General features: G+C 70.7%; 16 protein-coding genes. 7 read left to right on the top strand and 9 right to left on the bottom strand.

Annotation, left to right across the window (positions count from 1 at the left end):
• Positions 1 to 15: 15 nt before the first annotated feature.
• The 4 genes from trpS to DEI88_RS10675 all read right to left on the bottom strand — a co-directional run bounded on the left by trpS (position 16) and on the right by DEI88_RS10675 (position 3,185).
• Positions 16 to 1,023 carry a tryptophan--tRNA ligase gene (trpS, locus tag DEI88_RS10690; protein WP_111071353.1) on the bottom strand — a complete coding sequence of 336 codons (1,008 nt, stop codon included), beginning with the start codon at positions 1,021 to 1,023 and terminating at the stop codon, positions 16 to 18.
• 49 nt (positions 1,024 to 1,072) lie between these two features.
• Complete coding sequence (locus DEI88_RS10685; protein WP_111009496.1) at positions 1,073 to 1,915, bottom strand: exodeoxyribonuclease III; 843 nt, start codon at positions 1,913 to 1,915, stop codon at positions 1,073 to 1,075.
• A 129-nt stretch (positions 1,916 to 2,044) separates the two neighbouring features.
• On the bottom strand, positions 2,045 to 2,317 hold the full coding sequence (locus DEI88_RS10680; protein WP_111009497.1) for an HPr family phosphocarrier protein: 273 nt from the start codon (positions 2,315 to 2,317) through the stop codon (positions 2,045 to 2,047).
• A 97-nt stretch (positions 2,318 to 2,414) separates the two neighbouring features.
• Positions 2,415 to 3,185, bottom strand: coding sequence for a DeoR/GlpR family DNA-binding transcription regulator (locus DEI88_RS10675; RefSeq protein ID WP_111013490.1), 771 nt, complete (start codon positions 3,183 to 3,185; stop codon positions 2,415 to 2,417).
• A gap of 228 nt (positions 3,186 to 3,413) precedes the next feature.
• Between DEI88_RS10675 and ptsP the strand changes: the two genes are divergently transcribed.
• The 5 genes from ptsP (at position 3,414) to DEI88_RS10650 (ending at position 9,521) form a co-directional block, all read left to right on the top strand.
• Positions 3,414 to 5,069 (top strand): phosphoenolpyruvate--protein phosphotransferase, encoded by a 1,656-nt coding sequence (gene ptsP, locus DEI88_RS10670; protein WP_111049268.1) that lies wholly within the window; start codon positions 3,414 to 3,416, stop codon positions 5,067 to 5,069.
• Positions 5,070 to 5,127: 58 nt separating this feature from the next.
• Entirely contained in the window at positions 5,128 to 6,687 is a 1,560-nt protein-coding gene (locus tag DEI88_RS10665) for a PTS mannitol transporter subunit IIBC (RefSeq protein ID WP_181435169.1), read from the top strand.
• An 88-nt stretch (positions 6,688 to 6,775) separates the two neighbouring features.
• Entirely contained in the window at positions 6,776 to 7,213 is a 438-nt protein-coding gene (locus tag DEI88_RS10660) for a PTS mannitol transporter subunit IIA (RefSeq protein WP_111036626.1), read from the top strand.
• Complete coding sequence (locus tag DEI88_RS10655) at positions 7,210 to 8,361, top strand: mannitol-1-phosphate 5-dehydrogenase (protein WP_111071354.1); 1,152 nt, start codon at positions 7,210 to 7,212, stop codon at positions 8,359 to 8,361. Before DEI88_RS10660 ends, DEI88_RS10655 begins: the two co-directional genes overlap by 4 nt.
• 218 nt (positions 8,362 to 8,579) lie before the next feature.
• On the top strand, positions 8,580 to 9,521 hold the full coding sequence (locus DEI88_RS10650) for an NADP-dependent oxidoreductase (RefSeq protein WP_111036646.1): 942 nt from the start codon (positions 8,580 to 8,582) through the stop codon (positions 9,519 to 9,521).
• Positions 9,522 to 9,558: 37 nt separating this feature from the next.
• Here DEI88_RS10650 and DEI88_RS10645 read toward each other — a convergent pair whose 3' ends face one another.
• The 5 genes from DEI88_RS10645 to sdhC are packed head-to-tail and all read right to left on the bottom strand — an operon-like array spanning position 9,559 to position 13,808.
• Positions 9,559 to 10,215, bottom strand: a complete 657-nt coding sequence (locus DEI88_RS10645; protein ID WP_111036624.1) for a TNT domain-containing protein — start codon at positions 10,213 to 10,215, stop codon at positions 9,559 to 9,561.
• 22 nt (positions 10,216 to 10,237) lie between these two features.
• Entirely contained in the window at positions 10,238 to 11,014 is a 777-nt protein-coding gene (locus tag DEI88_RS10640) for a succinate dehydrogenase iron-sulfur subunit (protein ID WP_111036623.1), read from the bottom strand.
• Between the two features lies 1 nt (position 11,015).
• Positions 11,016 to 12,839, bottom strand: a complete 1,824-nt coding sequence (sdhA, locus tag DEI88_RS10635) for a succinate dehydrogenase flavoprotein subunit (RefSeq protein ID WP_111009504.1) — start codon at positions 12,837 to 12,839, stop codon at positions 11,016 to 11,018.
• A gap of 34 nt (positions 12,840 to 12,873) precedes the next feature.
• Positions 12,874 to 13,320 carry a succinate dehydrogenase, hydrophobic membrane anchor protein gene (gene sdhD, locus DEI88_RS10630; protein WP_111036622.1) on the bottom strand — a complete coding sequence of 149 codons (447 nt, stop codon included), beginning with the start codon at positions 13,318 to 13,320 and terminating at the stop codon, positions 12,874 to 12,876.
• Positions 13,321 to 13,334: 14 nt separating this feature from the next.
• A complete protein-coding gene (sdhC, locus tag DEI88_RS10625; RefSeq protein ID WP_111009506.1) occupies positions 13,335 to 13,808 on the bottom strand; it encodes a succinate dehydrogenase, cytochrome b556 subunit in 474 nt (157 codons plus the stop codon).
• 227 nt (positions 13,809 to 14,035) lie between these two features.
• Between sdhC and DEI88_RS10620 the strand changes: the two genes are divergently transcribed.
• Positions 14,036 to 15,148 carry a mannose-1-phosphate guanylyltransferase gene (locus DEI88_RS10620; protein ID WP_111009507.1) on the top strand — a complete coding sequence of 371 codons (1,113 nt, stop codon included), beginning with the start codon at positions 14,036 to 14,038 and terminating at the stop codon, positions 15,146 to 15,148.
• Positions 15,149 to 15,351: 203 nt separating this feature from the next.
• Positions 15,352 to 16,425 carry a BMP family lipoprotein gene (locus DEI88_RS10615; protein ID WP_111071355.1) on the top strand — a complete coding sequence of 358 codons (1,074 nt, stop codon included), beginning with the start codon at positions 15,352 to 15,354 and terminating at the stop codon, positions 16,423 to 16,425.
• Positions 16,426 to 16,539 lie beyond the last annotated feature (114 nt).

The following is a 16,539-nucleotide window of genomic DNA, read 5'->3' as shown; positions in this document are numbered from 1 at the left end:
TCCGGCGGGGACGGGTCAGCGGTGCCGCGGCACGAAGCCGATGCGGTCGTAGACGGTGGCGAGCGTGGACTCGGCGATCGACTCCGCCCGGTCCGCCCCGACGGCGAGGAGCCGGTCGAGCTCGGCCGGGTCGTCGAGCAGCTCGAGGGTCCGCGCGCGGACGGGCTCGAGCTCGGCCACGACGGCGTCCGCCACGGAGCCCTTGAGATCGCCGTAACCCTGGCCCACGAAGGCCTGCTCGAGCTCCGGGACCGGGGTCCGCGTGAACGCCGACAGGATCGTGAGCAGGTTGGTCACGCCCGGCTTGTGCTCGCGGTCGGCCCGGACGTCGCGCTCGGTGTCCGTGACGGCCGATCGGATCTTCTTGGCGGTGCGCTTCGGGTCGTCGAGCAACTGGATGAGACCCGCGTCGGTCGCCGCCGACTTGCTCATCTTGCTCGTCGGCGTCTGCAGGTCGTAGATCCGTGCGGTCTCGGCCAGGATGTGGGCCTCGGGCACGACGAACGTGTCGCCGAAGCGCGAGTTGAAGCGGCCCGCGAGGTCCCGCGTCAGCTCGACGTGCTGGCGCTGGTCATCGCCGACCGGCACGATCGCGGACCCGTAGAGCAGGATGTCGGCGGCCATGAGCATCGGGTACGTGAACAGGCCGACGGACGCCGACTCGGTGCCCTGCCGTGCGGCCTTGTCCTTGAACTGGGTCATCCGGCTCGCCTCGCCGAAGCCGGTGATGGTGTTGAGCACCCAGGCGAGTTCGGCGTGCGCGGGGACGTGCGACTGCACGAACAGCGTGGACTGCTCGGGGTCGATCCCGGCCGCGATGTACTGCGCGGCCGTGCGACGGGTGTTCTCGCGCAGGGCGGCCGGGTCCTGCGGCGAGGTGATCGCGTGCATGTCGACGACGCAGTAGATGGCGTCGTACGTGGTCTGCAGGTCCCGCCACTGCATGAGCGCGCCGATGTAGTTGCCGAGGTGGAGCGATCCGGCGGACGGCTGGATGCCGGAGAACAAGCGGGTCTTCGTCATGGTGCAGGTGTCCTTGCGTGGGCGGCCGAGGGGGCCGGGGAGTCGGGGGTCAGACCTCGTAGTCGACGACCACGGGGGTGTGGTCGGACCATCGCTGGTCGTACGCGGCCGCGCGGTCCACCGCGTACGCCGTGACCTTCGCCGCGAGCGCGGGCGTCGCCATCTGGTAGTCGATGCGCCAACCGGAGTCGTTGTCGAACGCCTGGCCGCGCCACGACCACCACGTGTAGGGGCCGGGGACGTCGCCGGCCTGCTCCCGTCCGACGTCGACCCATCCGAGCCCGGTGCCGGTGGTGCCGTCGACGCAGTCCACCTGCTCGCCGGCGGCGCCGAGGAAGCGGTCGAAGTAGGCGCGCTCGCGGGGCAGGAAGCCGGCCCGCTTCACGTTGCCCTTCCAGTTCTTGATGTCGCGCTCGTCGTGCCCGACGTTGAGGTCGCCGACGACGACCGCGAGCTCGTTGTGCCGCTGCAGGGCCGGGAGGCGCTGCTCCATCGCGTCGAGGAAGCGCCACTTCTCGTCCTGCTTGGGGGTGTCGGCCTCGCCGGAGTGCACGTAGGTGCTCACCACCGTGACGACCGCGTCGCCGACCTCGTAGTCGGCCTCGAGCCACCGGCCCGCCGAGTCGAAGTCGTCCGGGCCGAGCTCGACACGGTGGATCCGGGCCCGGTCGCGCGAGGCGATCGCCACGCCCGCGCGGCCCTTCGCCGTCGCAGGGTCGTGCACGACGTTCCAGTCCTCACCGAGGAGCTCCTGCAGGTCGTCGGTGGACGCACGGACCTCTTGCAGGGCGAGCACGTCGACGTCCCGCCCCTGCAGCCAGTCGCCCATGCCCTTGCGGAACGCGGCGCGGATGCCGTTGACGTTGACGGTCGCGAGACGCAGGCGGGTCATGGGTTCAACCCTAGCGGCGGCCTCCGACGGGGCCCGTCCCGGACGTGCGCCCCTGCCGGGAGGTCCGTGGCGGCGCCACCACGGGCCTCCCGGCCGGCGGGTGGCACGACGCGGCCGCCGCGGCCGCGGTCAGGCCGCGTCGTGGTCGGTCTGCAGGAAGGTCACGAGTGCGTCGGCGGTCGCGTCGGCGTCGTCGCCCGTGACCGTGAGCGTGACCTCGTCGCCGTTCTCGACGCCGAGCCCGAGGAGACCGAGGATGCTGCCCGCGTTGGCCGACTTGTCACCCTTGGCGATCGTGACCTGGTGACCGGACGCCGTGACGTTCTGCACGAACAGCGAAGCGGGGCGGGCGTGCAGCCCCGATCCGCTGGCGACGGTGACGGTGCGGGTGGCTTCGGACATCGGAACTCCTGTCTCGATCGGACGCGTGGTCCGGGTGGATGCGCCCTCATGGTAGCGAGCGCGGCCGGTGTGGCCGTGGACGGTCGCGGCCGACGGGTCAGTCCCGTCCGGGCCAGAAGACCTCGGTGCCGGCGGCCTCGACCTCGCGCACGAGGTCGAGGTTGACCGCGGGGTCGGTGATGATCGTGTCGATCGCGGCGAGCGGTGCCACGCGCCCGAACTCCTCGCGGCCGAACTTCGAGTGGTCGGCGAGCAGGATGCTCCGCCGCGCGGCCTTGATGAGCGCGGTCTTCACGGCGGCCTCCGCCAGGTTGTGGGTCGTCAGGCCCCGCTCGGGTGTGATGCCGTTGATGCTGAGGAACGCGACGTCGACGCTCACCATGCCGACGAGCTGGTGGGTCCACGTGCCGACGCCCGCGAGGGAGTCGCTCCGGATGTTCCCGCCGAGGAAGTGCAGGTCGATCCCGGGCCGGTTGGCGACCGCCATCGCCACCGGCAGCGAGTGCGTCACGACGGTGAGCCCGCGGTCGGTCGGCAGCATCTCGGCGAGGCAGATGGTCGAGGTGCCCGCGTCGATGATGATCGAGCCGCCCTCGGGGAGTTCGTCGAGCGCGGCCTCGGCGATCACCATCTTCTCGGCCGTGTTGATGCCGCCGCGGTCGCCCACGCCCGCGTGGATCGTGATCCGCTCGACCGGGATCGCGCCGCCGTGCGCGCGCCGGACGAGGCCGCGCCGTTCGAGGCTCGTGAGGTCGCGGCGGATCGTCTCGGGCGTGACCGCGAGGAGTTCTGCGAGGTCCTTGACGTCGACCCGCCCCTGCGCGCGCGCCTGCTCGACGATGCGCTGGTGACGTTCTGGTGCGTACATCGGACCTCGGAGTGGGCGAAACGGGCATGGACCGACGTCCCCGGAGGCCCGAGTGGCCGGGGCGGGGGGAGTCAGACGCAAACGGGCATCTGTTTCTGCATTTTTATCCCCGGATTTGTTTGTTTGTCAATCGGAATCGATGTATGGTCGTCGCAGCGCGCCGCCCGTGCGCCGTCGTCCAGCCCCACCGCACCGCCTGATCTGCGCGATGAGATGAAGGAGTCTCGAATGTCCGAACTGCCCGGAACCGGGGTGGGCCGCGGCGTCGCGCTCGGACCCGTGCTGCGCATGCCCGAGCCCCTCGGCGCTCCGTCGTCGGCACCGCTCGACGGTCCGGTCGAGGCCGCGGACGCCGCCGTGCACGAGGCCGTGGCCGCGGTCGCCGACGACTTGACGAAGCGCGGCGCGCTCGCCGGTGGCGACGCCCAGGCCGTGCTCGAGGCCCAGGCGCTCATGGCGCAGGACCCGACGCTGCTCGACGACGTCCACACCCGGATCAGCGGTGGCGCGAACGCGGAGCGCGCCGTGCACGACGCGTTCGCCGCGTTCCAGGACATCCTCGCCGCGATGGGCGGCTACATGGGGGAGCGGGCGGCCGACCTCGGCGACGTGTCCCAGCGCATCATCGCGAAGCTCCGTGGGGTGCCCGCACCGGGCGTGCCCGACTCGGACACCCCCTTCGTCCTGGTCGCGCGCGACCTCGCCCCGGCGGACACCGCCCTGCTCGACCTCGGCAAGGTGCTCGCGCTCGTCACGAGCGACGGCGGCCCCACCTCGCACACCGCGATCCTCGCCCGGGCGAAGGGCATCACGGCGATCGTCGGCGTCGAGGGCGCCGCGGACCTCGTCGACGGCCAGACGGTCGTCGTCGACGCCGCTGCCGGCGTGGTCGTCACCGACCCCGATCCCGACCTCGTCACCGCGACGGAGGCCCGGATCGCCGAGCGTCTCGCCGCGGCCGACCGACCGGTCACCCCCGGCGCGCTCGCCGATGGCACGCTCGTGCCGCTCCTGGCGAACCTCGGCAACCCCGCCGATGCCGCGGGCGCCGTCGCGCTCGGCGCCGAGGGCGTCGGCCTGTTCCGCACCGAGTTCCTGTTCCTCGACTCGCCGACCGCACCGACCGTGGAGGCGCAGCGTCAGGCCTACGTGCAGCTGCTGTCCGCGTTCCCCGGCAAGAAGGTCGTCGTCCGCGCGCTCGACGCGGGGGCGGACAAGCCGCTGTCGTTCCTGACCGACCAGGACGAGGAAAACCCCGCACTCGGTCGCCGTGGCCTCCGGGCGCTGCGACACCACGAGGCGGTCCTCCGTGACCAGCTCACCGCGCTCGTCCAGGCCGACGCCGAGACCGAGGCCGACCTCTGGGTGATGGCGCCCATGGTGGCGGACGCCGAGGAGACCGCGTACTTCGTGTCCCTGGCCCGCGAGCTCGGTGTCCGGACCGCGGGTGTCATGGCCGAGGTGCCGTCGCTCGCGCTCCTCGCAGAGCAGGTGTTCCAGCAGGCGGACTTCGTCTCCATCGGCACGAACGACCTGACGCAGTACACGCTCGCCGCGGACCGGCTGCTCGGGTCCGTCGCCTCCTACCAGGACCCGTGGCACCCCGCGGTGTTGCGCCTCGTCGCCCAGCTCGGTGCTGCCGGGCGTGACGCGGGCAAGGCCGTGGGGATCTGCGGTGAGGCCGCGGCCGACCCGCTGCTCGCCGTCGTCCTCGTCGGTCTCGGCGCCACCACGCTCTCCATGACCCCCGCCGCCCTCGCGGACGTGCGCGCCGAACTCGGCCAGCACACCCTCGAGCAGGCGCGCGAGATGGCCCGGGCCGCGCTCGCCGCCCCGTCCGCCGCGGCCGCACGTGCCGCTGCGACGTCGGCGCACGTCGCCTGACCTCCCCGTCCCGTTCCCTCCGATCCGTTCCCACGAACCCACACCAGAAAGAACGCACATGACAACGACGTCCGTCGCAGCGACCGGCGCCCCCGCACAGAAGCGGGGCGGCGGTCGGGTCGCCGTCCAGAAGTTCGGCGCCTTCCTCTCCGGCATGGTGATGCCGAACATCGCGATCTTCATCGCGTGGGGCATCATCACCGCCTTCTTCATCCAGACCGGCTGGACTCCCGTCGGCGTCCTCGGCGGCTTCGGCACCACGCACGGCGTCGCGAACGTCGGCGTGGTCGGCCCGATCCTCACCTACCTCATCCCGCTCGCGATCGCGATCCAGGGTGGCCGGATGGTCTACGACATCCGCGGTGCGGTCGTCGGCTCGATCTTCACCATGGGCGTCATCCTCGGCGCGTCGGGCACGACGATGATCCTCGGCGCGATGATCTGCGGCCCGCTCGGCGCGTACCTCATCAAGCAGGTGGACCGCATCTGGGACGGCAAGATCAAGCCGGGCTTCGAGATGCTCGTGAACAACTACGCGGCCGGCATCCTCGGCTTCGGGTTGTTCATGGTCGGCTTCTTCTGGCTGTCCTGGATCTTCCTCCGCATCGCGGACGGCCTCGGTGCCGCCGTCGAGTGGCTGGTGCACGCGCACCTGCTGCCGCTCGCGAGCGTCATCATCGAGCCGGCGAAGGTCTTCTTCCTCAACAACGCGATCAACCACGGCGTGCTCGACCAGCTCGGCGCGCAGCAGGTCCAGCAGTCCGGCAAGTCGATCCTGTTCCTCCTCGAGGCGAACCCCGGCCCCGGTCTCGGCATCCTCCTCGCCTTCACCTTCTTCGGTGTCGGCGTCGCGCGGTCGACGGCTCCCGGCGCGATCCTCATCCAGTTCTTCGGTGGCATCCACGAGATCTACTTCCCGTACGTGCTGCAGAAGCCGATCCTGTTCATCGCCGTCATCCTCGGTGGTGCGACCGGTGTCGCCACGAACGTCACGTTCGGGTCCGGTCTCGTCGCCCCGGCCTCGCCCGGCTCGATCCTCGCGGTGCTCTTCAACACCTCGCGGGACAGCTACGTCGGCGTCATCCTCTCCGTCGTCCTGTCGGCGCTCGTGTCCGGCGCCGTCGCGTCCTTCTTCCTCATCTCGACCCGCAAGCGGGACCTGGCCGCCGGTGGTGGCGACATGAGCGACGCCCTCGCCCGCATGCAGGCGAACAAGGGCCGCGACGTCAACGCCGCGACCGCGGGCATCTTCGGCTCGAACGCCCCGGCGAACGAGGAGGAGACCGAGTCGTCCTTCGGCGGCGTCGGTTCCGCGACGGGCACCACCACCGCCACGCGCGTCCAGAACGTCGTGTTCGCCTGCGACGCCGGCATGGGCTCGAGTGCCATGGGCGCGAGCGTCCTGCGGAACAAGATCAAGAAGGCCGGTATCGAGGGCGTCACGGTCGTCAACAAGGCGATCGCGAACCTCTCGGGTGACGAGGACCTCATCATCACCCAGGAGGAGCTCACCGACCGGGCGAAGCAGAAGAACCCGAACGCGCAGCACGTGTCGGTCGGTAACTTCATGAACGCGCCCCAGTACGACCAGGTCGTCGACCAGCTGAAGCAGCAGTAACCGCACCACACGGCACCACACCCACGGGGCGGGGGAACGCGGACGACGCGTTCCCCCGCCCCACAGCCACGAACAAGGAGAACCACCGATGCCCGTCCTGCAGGAGAGCCAGATCCGGATCCACACCGAGGACACCGCTCCGACCAAGACGGAGGCGATGAAGGAGGCGGCCGACATCCTCGAGGCCGCCGGTGCGGTCACGGGGGACTACTACCCCGCCATGCTCGAGCGCGAGAAGAGCGTGTCCACCTACATGGGCAACTTCCTGGCGATCCCGCACGGCACGAACGAGGCGAAGGACGCCATCAAGACGTCCGCGCTGTCGTTCATCCGCTACGCGTCGCCCATCGACTGGGACGGCAACGAGGTGCGATTCGTCGTCGGCATCGCCGGCGTCAACAACGAGCACCTCGACATCCTGTCGAAGATCGCGATCGTGTTCTCCGACGAGGACCAGGTGCAGGCGCTCACCGAGGCGCCCGACGCCGCGGCGATCATGGCGATCCTCGGCGAGGTGAACGAGTGAGCGTCGCCGTCCACTTCGGTGCCGGCAACATCGGGCGCGGCTTCGTCGGGCTCCTCCTCCACGAGGCCGGGTACGAGGTCGTCTTCGCCGACGTCGCCGCGCCGCTCATCGAAGCGCTCGCGGCCGCCGACTCGTACACGGTGCACGAGGTCGGCGCCGGTGCGCAGGACCACGTCGTGACCGGTTTCCGCGCGGTGAACAGCGCTCAGGACGAGGCCGGCGTGGTCGCCGAGGTGGCCGCGGCCGACGTCGTCACCTGCGCCGTCGGGCCCACCGTGCTCCGGTTCATCGCCCCGGTCATCGCGCGCGGCCTCGTCGAGCGCGACCCGGAGGCAGCGCCGCTCGCCGTCATGGCGTGCGAGAACGCGATCAACGCGACCGACCGCCTCCGCGAGTTCATCGTCGACGCGCTGCCCGAGGGCGAGCGGGACGCGGCGCTCGCCAAGGCGGTGTTCGCGAACACCGCCGTCGACCGCATCGTCCCGGCACAGCCGGCCGACGCGGGCCTCGACGTCACCGTCGAGACCTACTTCGAGTGGGCGATCGACCGCACGCCGTTCGCCGGCACGGAGCCCACGATCCCCGGAGCGCACTACGTCGACGGGCTCGCCGCGTCGATCGAGCGGAAGCTCTTCACCGTCAACACCGGGCACGCGACCGTGGCCTACCACGGGTACCTCGCCGGTGCGGACAAGATCTCGGACGCGATCGCGATCCCCGCGGTCCGGTCGGCCCTCGAGTCCGTGCTCGGCGAGACGAGCGACCTGCTCGTCCGTCGGCACGAGCTCGACCCCGAGGTGCACCGCGCCTACGTGACGGCCATCATCGCTCGCTTCGAGAACCCGCACCTGCCCGACACGGTGACGCGGGTGGGGCGGCAGCCGCTCCGCAAGCTCTCGCGCGACGAGCGCTTCGTGTCGCCCGGGGCTGCCCTCGCCGGGGAGGGCGTCGAGCCGACCGCGCTACTTGACGCCATGGGCGCCGCGCTCCGCTTCGACGTCGCGGACGACGAGCAGAGCGTCGAACTCCAGGCCCTGCTCCGATCGGATGCCTCGGACACGGACGTCGCGCAGCAGATCACCGGTCTGGAGGCCGGACACCCGTTCCTCGCACCGTTCACCGACCGCGTGGCCGCGGTCCGCGCCTGACGCGGAGCCGCATCCCGCACCGAGGCAGGCCCGCACCGGGCCAGCTCGACGGCCGCCGTCCCTCCCGGGCCGGCGGCCGTCGTGTCGTCTGCGCTCAGCGCGCCGTGGCGGTCGCCGACCGCCCCGCTTTCCGGCCGGCTCCGGGGCGCCGTGCAGCCGTCGGGCGTTGGATGGCGCGGACGGTGCCGAAGGACGACACCGGACGGGAGTGGACCGGGATGGCCAAGCGGTGGATCGCGCCGGAGTTCGGCGGCGTCGAGGTGTTCGAGTTCGTGGAGACGACCGTGCCGGAGCCCCGCGCGGGTGAGGTGACGATCAGCGTCCGGGCGGCCGGCGTCAACCCCGCCGACTACAAGCACACCCAGGGCGGTCCGAACGCCGACCGCTCCCAGTTGCCGATGGGGATCGGGTACGAGGTCGCGGGCGTCATCAGCGCCATCGGACCGGGGACGACGATCGCGTCCGGCGGTGGGAGCACCGGCGACCGCGTCATCGCGTTCCGGGTCGACGGCGGCTACGCGACGGACATCACCGTCCCGGCGCACGACGTGTTCGCGGCGCCGGACACCCTCGACGATGCCGCGGCGGCGAACCTGTTCCTCGCCGGGACGACGGCGGCCGACGTGCTGCGGGTCGTCCACCCGGGCGAGGGCGACACGGTGCTCGTGCACGGTGCATCCGGATCGGTCGGGGTCAGCGTGCTCCAGCAGGCGCGACAGCGGGGCATCCGCCTGATCGGCACCGCGTCGGAGGCGAACGCCGAGACGGTACGGCGGTTCGGCGGCGAGCCCGTGGCGTACGGCGAGGGCCTGGCCGACCGGGTGCGCGCGCTCGCACCGGAGGGTGTCGCGGCGGCGATCGACTGTGTCGGCACCGACGAGGCGGTCGACGTGTCGCTCGAGCTCGTGGTCGACCGCGACCGCATCGTGACCATCGCCGCGCACGGTCGTGCCCAGCGGGACGGCTTCCGGGCCGTGGGCGGTGCGCAGCCCGAGAGTGCCGCGTTCCGCGACTCGGTGCGGCAGCAGCTCGTGGACATGGCGGCGTCGGGGGAGCTCGTCGTGCCGGTCGCCCGGACATGGCCGCTCGCCGACGCCGTCGAGGCGCTGCGGTTCCTGCAGGAGGGGCACCCGGGCGGCAAGCTCGCACTCGTCCCCTGAGCAGGGCGCCTCGGTGCGGTCGGCGGAGCGGTCGCGGTCAGACGACCCGGAGTCGGACGAGCGAACCGTCGACCACGAGGTCGCGCACCGTCACCCCGGGATCGGCGATCGCGAACCGCAACGCACCGCCGGGCTGGTCGAACCAGGGCTGCACGAGCCGGACGTTCACGAGGAACGGCCGGTCCGTCACGTAGCGGTGCACGTCCGGGCGCTGCATCGCGTGCGGCGGCAGTGACCGAGCGGGGAGCGGGGTGTCCAGGGGGTGCAGCAGGTAACCGTCCGGACCGCCGACGCGGTCGACGGGGATCCCGGCTGGGATCTGGATCGTCAGGCCCGCGTTGCCCGCGCCGTGCGCCTGCGCCGCGAGCTGCGGGTACGTGGCGCCCGCACGATCGCGGAGGGCGTCGAGGTCGGACTGCCGGACGTCGCGGGCCGGCGGGAACGGACGGTTGAGGAACCGCCGGAGCATCTCGACCGCGTCGTCCTCACTGCGGGCCACGGCCAATCGGCGGGGGTTGCCGTAGTCGACGACCTCGAGGGCCCAGTCCTGCCCGTGCGCCGACGCGGCGTCGACCGGCACGATCCGCAGGGCTCCCTCGACCGGCTCGTCGAGCGGGTGCTCCCCGGGGAGCACCACGTACCGGTCGGTGTAGCCGAGCTGATCGAGCGTGGGGCGGACGTCCGCGAAGGTCATGATCGGAGCCTACCGAGCGGTCCTAGGCGCGGCCTCGGACGAGTGCCTGCTTGACCTCTGCGATCGCCTTGGTGACCTGGATGCCGCGCGGGCAGGCGTCGGTGCAGTTGAAGGTCGTGCGGCAGCGCCACACGCCCTCCTTGTCGTTGAGGATGTCGAGACGGACCTTCGCCTCGTCGTCCCGGGAGTCGAAGATGAACCGGTGCGCGTTGACGATCGCGGCCGGACCGAAGTACTGCCCGTCGGTCCAGAACACCGGGCACGAGGACGTGCACGCCGCGCACAGGATGCACTTCGTCGTGTCGTCGAAGCGCTCACGCTCGGCGACGGACTGCACGCGCTCCTTGCCCTTCTGCGGGGCGGACTTCGACTGCAGGAACGGCTGGACCTCGCGGTAGGAGGCGAAGAACGGCTCCATGTCGACGACGAGGTCCTTCTCGAGCGGCAGGCCCTTGATCGCCTCGACGTAGATCGGCTTCGACACGTCGAGGTCCTTGATCAGCGTCTTGCAGGCGAGCCGGTTCCGACCGTTGATGCGCATGGCGTCCGAGCCGCAGACGCCGTGTGCACACGACCGGCGGAAGGTCAGCGAACCGTCCTGCTCCCACTTCACCTGATGCAGGGCGTCGAGGATCCGGTCCGTCGGCAGCATCATCACGCCGAACTCCTGCCAGTGCGGCTCGGCGTCGACGTCCGGGTCGAACCGGCGGACCATGAGGGTCACCGGGAACGAGCCGGGAGGCGCGGTGCGGTCCTCGGCGCGGCTCGCGGGGGCGTCGCTGACCAGCGTGTCGGTCATCTCAGTACTTCCTCTCCATCGGCTGGTACCGCGTGATGACCACGGGCTTCCAGTCGAGTGTGATGTGGTCGTCGGCGAGCGAGGAGTGCGGATCGCCCGTCAGGTACGCCATGGTGTGCTGCATGTAGTTCTCGTCGTCGCGCTTCGGGTAGTCGTCGCGCATGTGGCCGCCACGGGACTCCTTGCGGTTCCGCGCGGAGAACACGACGACCTCGGCGAGGTCGAGCAGGAACCCGAGCTCGACGGCCTCGAGCAGGTCGGTGTTGAACCGCTTGCCCTTGTCCTGGACGGAGACCTGGAGGTACCGCTCACGGAGCTCGTGGATGGTCGCCGTCACCTTGGCGAGCGACTCGTCCGTGCGGAACACCTGGGCGTTCTTGTCCATCTCGTCCTGCAGCTCCTTGCGGAGGCTCGCCACGCGCTCCGTGCCCGTGGAGGCCCGCAGCTGCTCGAGCATGCGGCGCACGTTGCCCGCCGGGTCCTCGGGGAGCGGGACGAACTCCGCGGTCTGCACGTAGGCCGCCGCGTTGTTGCCGCTCCGCTTGCCGAACACGTTGATGTCGAGCAACGAGTTCGTGCCGAGCCGGTTCGACCCGTGCACGGACACGCAGGCACACTCGCCGGCGGCGTAGAGGCCCGGCACCACGGTGTCGTTGTCCCGCAGGACCTCGGCGTTCGTGTTCGTCGGGATGCCCCCCATGGCGTAGTGCGCGGTCGGCATCACCGGCACGGGCTCCGTCACCGGGTCGACACCGAGGTACGTGCGCGCGAACTCGGTGATGTCCGGGAGCTTGGTCTCGAGGACCTCGGCCCCCAGGTGCGTGCAGTCGAGCAGGACGTAGTCCTTGTTCGGGCCGGCCCCGCGGCCCTCCGCGACCTCTTGCACCATGCACCGGGCGACGATGTCGCGGGGCGCGAGGTCCTTGATGGTCGGTGCGTAGCGCTCCATGAAGCGCTCGCCGGAGGCGTTGCGGAGGATCGCGCCCTCACCGCGGGCGCCCTCCGTGAGCAGGATGCCGAGGCCCGCCAGGCCCGTCGGGTGGAACTGGAAGAACTCCATGTCCTCGAGCGGCAGGCCGGAACGCCACACGATGCCGACACCGTCGCCGGTGAGGGTGTGGGCGTTCGAGGTCGTCTTGTAGATCTTGCCGAACCCGCCGGTCGCGAAGATCAACGCCTTGGCGTGGAACACGTGGAGCTCGCCCGTCGCGAGCTCGAACGCGACGACGCCGACGGGCTGCTCGCGGGTGACGCCGTCGTCGCCCGTGACCTCGGCCATGACGAGGTCGAGGGCGTAGAACTCGTTGAAGAAGTTGACGCCCAGCTTGACGCAGTTCTGGAACAGCGTCTGCAGGATCATGTGGCCCGTGCGGTCCGCCGCGTAGCAGGCGCGGCGCACCGGCGCCTTGCCGTGGTCGCGCGTGTGGCCGCCGAACCGACGCTGGTCGATCTTGCCCTCGGGCGTCCGGTTGAAGGGCAGCCCCATGTTCTCGAGGTCGATGACCGCGTCGATGGCCTCCTTCGCCAGGATCTCGGCGGCGTCCTGGTCGACCAGGTAGTCACCGCCCTTGATCGTGTCGAACGTGTGCCACTCCCAGGAGTCCTCTTCCACGTTGGCGAGCGCCGCCGCCATGCCGCCCTGCGCCGCGCCCGTGTGGGATCGCGTCGGGTACAGCTTCGAGATCACGGCCGTGTTCGCCTGCGGGCCGGCCTCGATCGCCGCTCGCATGCCGGCGCCTCCCGCGCCGATGATGACGATGTCGAACTGGTGGTGGTGGACCCCGTCGACGACGGAGCTCGTGGGTGCAGCGGTGGTGTCGGTCACGGACTTCTCTCGAATGTGGTCAGGAGGGCGGAGCTCAGTGCGCGGGGCAGAACGACGGCAGGTCGGCGGCCGCGGCACCCGCGGGGCACGGGTCGAACGTCCAGCAGACGAGCGTGCCGAGCGCGATCAGCACGACGCACGCGACGAGCACGGCGCCGAGCAGCGTGCGCCGCACGGCCGGTCGGCCGACGTAGTCGTTGATGATCGTGCGCATGCCGTTCGAGCCGTGGATGAGCGCGAGCCACAGCATGAGCGTGTCCCACACCTGCCAGAGCGGACTCGCCCACTTGCCGGCGACGAAGGCGAAGTCGATCTGCTTGACGCCACCCCCGGCGACCATGTTAATGAACAGGTGCCCGAAGATGAGCACGACGAGGACGATCCCCGACGCGCGCATGTAGATCCAGCCCCACTTCTCCCAGTTGGTGGTGCGGCGGGCGGCCGTGGCGGAACGCGGGGCCTCGACGGTCTCGGTGGTCATCGGATCTCCTCCGCTCAGTGCAGGTCGGCCACGAGGTTCATGATCTGGGTCGGCAGGAAGCCCGCGATCAGCACCACCCAGATCCCGACCACGATCCAGAACATGAGCCGCTGGTACTGCGGTCCCTTGCTCCAGAAGTCGACCGCGACGATGCGCAGGCCGTTGATCGCGTGGAAGACGATCGCCATCACGAGGCCGGTCTCGCCGAGGTTCATGATCGGCGTCTTGTACGTGCCGATGACGGCGTCGTACGCGGCGGGCGAGAGTCGGACGAGGGCCGTGTCCAGGATGTGCACGAGCAGGAAGAAGTAGATCGCGACGCCCGTGATGCGGTGCAGCACCCACGACCACATGCCGGCGCCGCCGCGGTAGAGCGTGCCGGACGGGGCCCGCGGTGGTCGCGGTGTCGGTGCCGACGTGGGACCGACCGGCGCCGCGACTGCCGTCGCGCCACCGGGTTCGTCGTGCACAGCGGTCTGCTCGGCCATGAGCGCGCCCTCCCGTGGGATGCTCGGCCGCCGATCGGCGGCCGTTGCCGTTCGTGTTCGTGTGGAACACGGACCATCCTACGGCCGGGCACCGACCTCCTCGTGCCATGCCGTCCGGGGGTGACCACGTGAACGGGCCGTGGCGATCCGGAGACGGGAGCCGCGCCTCCCGGACCGGCGGCCGGTGCCCCTGCCGCTCGTGCCGCCCCCGCCGATATGGTGACCGGATGACCGACGACCTCGAGCGCTTCTACGCCATCATCCCCGCCGGTGGCATCGGCTCCCGACTCTGGCCGTTGTCCCGGGCGGACGCGCCGAAGTTCCTCCACGACCTGACCGGCACGGGCGCGTCCCTGCTCCGGTCGACCTGGGACCGCCTCGCCCCGCTGAGCGGCGACCAACGCATCATGGTCGTCACCGGCCGTGCGCACCGCGCCGCCGTCGAACGCCAGCTCCCCGGTCTCGCCGACCACAACGTCGTGCTCGAGAGCGAACCGAAGGACTCGACCGCCGCGATCGGCCTCGCCGCCGCGATCCTGCGCCGCCGCGAGCCCGACGTCGTCATCGGCTCGTTCGCGGCCGACCACGTGATCGGTGACGTCCGCGGGTTCCGCCGGTCCGTGCGGGAGGCCGTGGTCGCGGCCGAGGCCGGGTACATCACGACGATCGGCATCACCCCGACCGAGCCGGCGATCGGCTTCGGCTACATCCACGCGGGGGAGCGGATCCACGTCGACTCGGCGAAGGACGTCCACGCCGTCCAGTCGTTCGTCGAGAAGCCCGACCTCGAGACGGCGACCGCGTACGTCGCAGACGGCTCCTACATGTGGAACGCGGGGATGTTCATCGCCCGGGCGGACCGACTGCTCGAGGAGATCGGGCGGAGCGAACCGGAACTCCTCGCCGGGATCGAGGAGCTCGCCGCCGCGTGGGACACGTCCTCGCGCGGGGCCGTCGTCGACCAGGTGTGGCCGCGACTCAAGAAGATCGCGATCGACTACACCGTCGCCGAGCCCGCCGCGGCGGCCGGGCGCATGGCGGTCGTGCCCGGGGACTTCGACTGGGACGACGTCGGCGACTTCGCCTCGCTCGCCAAGCTGCAGTCCGGCGGCCGACCGCACAACCTCGCCGTCCTCGGGGACAACGCCCGCATCCTCGCGGACTCGTCGAGCGGCATCGTGGTCAGCCACAGCGACCGGCTCATCTCGCTCATCGGCGTCGACGACATCGTGGTCGTGGACACCCCGGACGCGCTGCTCGTCACGACGAGCGCCAACGCGCAGCGGGTCAAGGGCGTCGTCGACGCGCTCAAGATCAGCGGCCGCGACGACGTGCTGTAGCCACGCCGCGTCGGAGTCCGCGCTGGTACCCCGGTGCCCGCGTCCGGGGTACCAGCATTACGAGCGCGTTACAGCTTCGTCGCGATCGGGCAACGGTGCCCAGCCCCCGGCCGGAGCGGTCCTGCACCGGCCGGACCGTCGTGTACTGTCCTTCCGATCGCCCGGTGCGCAGAGCCGGGCTGCACCCCTGTGGAGGACACCCCGTGACATTCAGCACCCGTAAGCTCGCGCTCGGCGGCCTGGCCCTGCTGGGCACCGTGACGATGCTCGCCGGCTGTTCGGCCGCCCCGTCGTCGTCCAGTGCGTCGGGCTCGAAGTCGGACTTCCTGCCGTGCATGGTCTCGGACAACGGCGGCTTCGACGACCACTCGTTCAACCAGCTCGGCTACGACGGCCTGCAGGACGCGGCAAAGTCGCTCGGCGTCACCCCGAAGACGGTGCAGTCGACCGACTCGAACGACTACAACCCGAACATCCGCACCCTCCTCAGCCAGAAGTGCAGCCTGATCGTGACGGTCGGCTTCAACCTCGAGGCCGCGACGAAGTCGAACGCCGCGTCGAACGCCAAGACGAACTTCGCGATCATCGACGACACCCTGCAGTCGAAGAACATCAAGCCGATCACGTTCGACACCTCGCAGGCGGCGTTCCTCGGCGGGTACGCGGCGGCCAGCTACTCGAAGACCGGCGTGGTCGGCACCTTCGGCGGCCAGAAGCTCCCGACCGTGACCATCTACATGGACGGCTTCTACGACGGCGTCCAGTACTACAACCAGCAGCACGGCAAGGACGTCAAGGTCGTCGGCTGGAACGAGAAGACGCAGCAGGGTTCGTTCACGGGTGGCTTCTCGGCCGGCACGCAGGCCAAGTCGGTGGCACAGTCGCTCCTCGACCAGAACGCCGACGTGATCTTCCCCGTCGGTGGCCCGATCTACCAGTCCGCGGCCGAGGCGATCAACGACGCCAAGAACGGCAGCGTCCTCATCGGCGCCGACAGCGACCTCTACACCGCGGACCCGCGCTACAAGAGCATCGCCCTGACGAGCGTCCTCAAGGGCATCCGACAGGCCACGACCTCGGTCGTCGAGACCGCGGGCAAGGGCAAGTACTCGAACGCCCCGTACGTCGGCACGCTGAAGAACGACGGCGTCGGGCTCGCCCCGTTCCACGACTACTCGTCCAAGGTCGACTCCTCGCTCGCCGGCGAGCTGAAGACGATCAAGGCCGGGATCATCAGCGGCAAGGTCAAGGTCGCGACCCAGTCGAACGTCAAGTAACACCCCGTCGCGGGCGGACGGCTCCGGCCGTCCGCCCGCGTTCGTGCGCCCGCCATCGGACCACCGCGGCGGCGCCGCCCTCCACCAGCGGACCCGCGCCCACCCCTGCGCGAC

It is taken from the genome of Curtobacterium sp. MCBD17_003 (assembly GCF_003234885.2).
In the GTDB taxonomy this organism is placed as follows: Bacteria; Actinomycetota; Actinomycetes; order Actinomycetales; family Microbacteriaceae; genus Curtobacterium.
The sequence above is the reverse complement of the archived record's forward strand: the minus strand, read 5'-3'. Positions and strand labels throughout refer to the sequence as shown.

Coding starts and splice junctions, on each gene's coding strand:
- DEI88_RS10665 (WP_181435169.1), top strand. CDS start 5,128: ATGACAACGACGTCCGTCGCAGCGACCGGCGCCCCCGCACAGAAGCGG.
- DEI88_RS10675 (WP_111013490.1), bottom strand. CDS start 3,185: ATGTACGCACCAGAACGTCACCAGCGCATCGTCGAGCAGGCGCGCGCG.
- sdhD (WP_111036622.1), bottom strand. CDS start 13,320: ATGACCACCGAGACCGTCGAGGCCCCGCGTTCCGCCACGGCCGCCCGC.
- DEI88_RS10660 (WP_111036626.1), top strand. CDS start 6,776: ATGCCCGTCCTGCAGGAGAGCCAGATCCGGATCCACACCGAGGACACC.
- DEI88_RS10620 (WP_111009507.1), top strand. CDS start 14,036: ATGACCGACGACCTCGAGCGCTTCTACGCCATCATCCCCGCCGGTGGC.
- DEI88_RS10650 (WP_111036646.1), top strand. CDS start 8,580: ATGGCCAAGCGGTGGATCGCGCCGGAGTTCGGCGGCGTCGAGGTGTTC.
- trpS (WP_111071353.1), bottom strand. CDS start 1,023: ATGACGAAGACCCGCTTGTTCTCCGGCATCCAGCCGTCCGCCGGATCG.
- sdhC (WP_111009506.1), bottom strand. CDS start 13,808: ATGGCCGAGCAGACCGCTGTGCACGACGAACCCGGTGGCGCGACGGCA.
- DEI88_RS10685 (WP_111009496.1), bottom strand. CDS start 1,915: ATGACCCGCCTGCGTCTCGCGACCGTCAACGTCAACGGCATCCGCGCC.
- ptsP (WP_111049268.1), top strand. CDS start 3,414: ATGTCCGAACTGCCCGGAACCGGGGTGGGCCGCGGCGTCGCGCTCGGA.
- DEI88_RS10680 (WP_111009497.1), bottom strand. CDS start 2,317: ATGTCCGAAGCCACCCGCACCGTCACCGTCGCCAGCGGATCGGGGCTG.
- DEI88_RS10640 (WP_111036623.1), bottom strand. CDS start 11,014: ATGACCGACACGCTGGTCAGCGACGCCCCCGCGAGCCGCGCCGAGGAC.
- DEI88_RS10645 (WP_111036624.1), bottom strand. CDS start 10,215: ATGACCTTCGCGGACGTCCGCCCCACGCTCGATCAGCTCGGCTACACC.